The following is a 3058-nucleotide window of genomic DNA, read 5'->3' on the forward strand; positions in this document are numbered from 1 at the left end:
AAAGAGAACGATTCTCTAAGGTGCTGAAGCACCAAGTGAATCGGTTCCGTACTATTTGTACTGTCTGCGGCTTCGTCTCCTTGTTCTGATTTAAAGTTAATCCACTATATAGACTAGCTGTCAGACAAATACGGCTCGACGCTTTCTTTCAATATTTCAATCAATTCTTCGTCCATATAGCGGTAATCGTCAGGAATGTCCAAAACGATGATTTCCTTATGCTGCAAAGCGCGGGAAAACTGCGCGGACAGGCGGTTTTTATGCTTTTGTTCCATCACAAACACCTTATCCGCCCATGTAATGTCGTTGATGGAAACCGTGTGCCGTGCATTAGGGCTTGTACCTGCGGAACGGGTCTGTACGTTCGGATAGCGTCGGAATACCGCTTCAGCGGTGGGGCTGCGCCATTGGTTGCGGCTGCAAATAAAAAGTGCGTTCATAGAAATTAAAAAAGGCGGAAAAAAATATCCGCCTTGTGAAAATCATCTCGATTGAGTCGAAATGCGTTTTTTAAGTTAATCAAACCATTCGGCTTCAAATTCATGCTGCCTGAAGGGGTAAACAAAGCCCAGTTTTTGCGCGCGTTTGACTTTATTCCTGCGGAAATACATCAAATCCCACTTTTTCTCGGGCTTACCCTCAGAAGGGTCTTTACCGTGTACGCGATGGCTGGGTCGTTTTACCTGATGCCGCCGCCATGCACGGCTGCGACTTTGGTCTAAATTGTCCATTATCTGCTTTCTAACTTTGTTTCGGAAATCGGGTTCAGCAGCCGCGATTTTTTCTGTGTTCGATTATTCGGCAAGAAAAAGGAAAATCGGATTGTAGCCAAATTAGCTTGACAATACAAGCATTTGACCGTCGTTGTGAAACAGGTCGTCTGAAATGTGAGACACCATTTACTTCTGTTTATTCAACGCTTCTTCATCCAGCGATTTCAACCATTCCAGCTTTTCGCCGATTTTGATTTCCAGCCCGCGCGGGACGGGTTGGTAGAAATCCGGTTCGTCCAAGCCGTCGGGCATATAGCTTTCGCCGGCGGCGTAGGCGTTTGGTTCGTCGTGGGCGTAGCGGTATTCGCGTCCGTAGCCTAATTCCTTCATCAGCTTGGTCGGGGCGTTGCGCAGGTGGACGGGTACTTCGTCGCTGGCGTTTTCTTTGACGAAGCGGCGCATTTGGTTGTATGCCTTGTAGCCCGCGTTGGATTTTGCGGCGGCGGCAAGGTACAGCACGGCTTGCGCCAGCGCGAGTTCGCCTTCGGGCGAGCCTAAACGTTCGAAGGTAGCGGCAGCATCGTTGGCGATTTGGAAAGCACGCGGGTCGGCAAGTCCGATGTCCTCCCACGCCATGCGCACGATACGGCGGGCGAGGTAGCGCGGGTCGGTACCGCCGTCGAGCATACGGCAAAACCAATACAGCGCGGCATTCGGATGCGAACCGCGCACGGATTTGTGCAGGGCGGAGATTTGGTTGTAGAAACTCTCGCCGCCTTTGTCGAAACGGCGGATTTGCGCCCCGAGACTGTCAGCGAGAAATTCGGCGGTTAAGGTTTTCAGACGGCGCGTGTCGGCAGCGCGTAAAAGTTGTTCCAATAAATTCAACAATCTGCGCGCATCGCCGTCGGCGGTATTGACAAGCAGCTCCTGCGCATCGGCTTCAATCGTGAAATCTCGGTATTCGGGCAAGGCCAATACTTTGGCAATCAGTTTCTTGAGGTCGTCTGAAGACAAGGATTGCAAAACATACACCTGCGCGCGGCTCAATAGCGCAGGATTGACTTCGAACGACGGGTTTTCCGTAGTCGCACCGATAAAGGTCAGCAAACCGCTTTCGACATGGGGCAAAAACGCGTCCTGCTGCGCCTTGTTGAAGCGGTGGACTTCATCGACGAACAAAATCGTCGCGCGTCCCTGCTGCAAAGCAATTTCGGCCTTGTCGATTGCCTCGCGTATGTCTTTCACGCCGGAAAACACGGCGGAAACAGGCAAAAACTGGGCGTTGAAACTCTGCGCCAAAATCCGCGCCAACGTCGTCTTGCCCACACCCGGCGGTCCCCACAGCAACATAGAATGCGGCTTCCCGCCTTCCACCGCCACACGCAGCGGCTTACCTTCGCCGATTAAATGCTGCTGCCCGATAACATCATCAAGCGTATGCGGGCGCAGACGTTCGGCAAGCGGCGCATCGGGTTGGCGGGTGAAAAGATCGGACATGGCAGTTTCCGTGAAAGAGGGTTTTCAGACGACGTGGATTATAGCAGGTCGTCTGAAAGGAGGATTAACGCTCTTTGGGCATAATATCAATATAGTTTTCATTCAAAATTTGCAGGAATTTCCCACTGATAACGATACATTCTGTTGCTAATTTTGCGGCTTCCTTTTTTCCTTTGTTGTTTTCAACAGTTGGTGGGCAGAAGACCTTAGTGTCGCCTAAGTTCCAAGCCATGTAGCCGTATAGGGCGTTGTTGCGTTGTTCGGGGATTGAAGAACAGGTAATGTCTTTTTCTACTTTTTCTTTTTCTGAGAGCACAGAGCATTTAAATTTCTGTTTTAACTTGAATAAGTCATTTTTATCAATCCCACTAGTTTCTTGCAAGCCATTGTTTTGTTGAAAATTATTGTGTAATAAATACCATGAAGAGTTTTGTGGTATTTCTGTAAAACGAACTGGATAAAGCATACGCACAGAAAAATTTTCAGATAGTATTACTATCAAGAGTAATGAAAAAAAAGCAATCATACAAGGAAATATAAGAACTTTCTTATGATCATTTTTATTGTTTTTTTGGTGGCGAATGAAGCGAGAGACTAAGAAGACATTCAATAGCATCATTATGCCGAGAAAAAGTAAGTATAAGTATTGAGTTTCTTCTCCAGGTAACCAATCGTTAGTCATTATTATAAAAACTAAGGAGTATAAAAATGTTGTAGCAGATGAGAGTATAATTATCATTATAAAGAGTATTAATGTAGTAATTTCCTCTGTTATCTTATTTTTTCTTTTTTTATTCTTATTTTTAGAAAAATAATTTTTTAATTTTTTAAAAAAATCAATAATT

General features: G+C 46.6%; 3 protein-coding genes and 1 pseudogene. All 4 read right to left on the reverse strand.

Features of this window, described 5'->3' with window-relative positions; genetic code table 11:
• Positions 1-113: 113 nt before the first annotated feature.
• On the reverse strand, positions 114-440 hold the full coding sequence (locus AC5M9B_RS04695; RefSeq protein WP_487648314.1) for a low molecular weight protein tyrosine phosphatase family protein: 327 nt from the start codon (positions 438-440) through the stop codon (positions 114-116).
• A gap of 75 nt (positions 441-515) precedes the next feature.
• The gene (locus AC5M9B_RS04700; RefSeq protein WP_455007557.1) at positions 516-731 is read right to left on the reverse strand and encodes a hypothetical protein; all 216 of its coding nucleotides are present in this window, start codon (positions 729-731) and stop codon (positions 516-518) included.
• A 168-nt stretch (positions 732-899) separates the two neighbouring features.
• Positions 900-2213 carry a replication-associated recombination protein A gene (locus AC5M9B_RS04705; protein WP_003742707.1) on the reverse strand — a complete coding sequence of 438 codons (1314 nt, stop codon included), beginning with the start codon at positions 2211-2213 and terminating at the stop codon, positions 900-902.
• Positions 2214-2277: 64 nt separating this feature from the next.
• A pseudogene (locus tag AC5M9B_RS04710) lies at positions 2278-3058 on the reverse strand (hypothetical protein); the annotation flags it as partial.

Source organism: Neisseria flava (assembly GCF_982712965.1).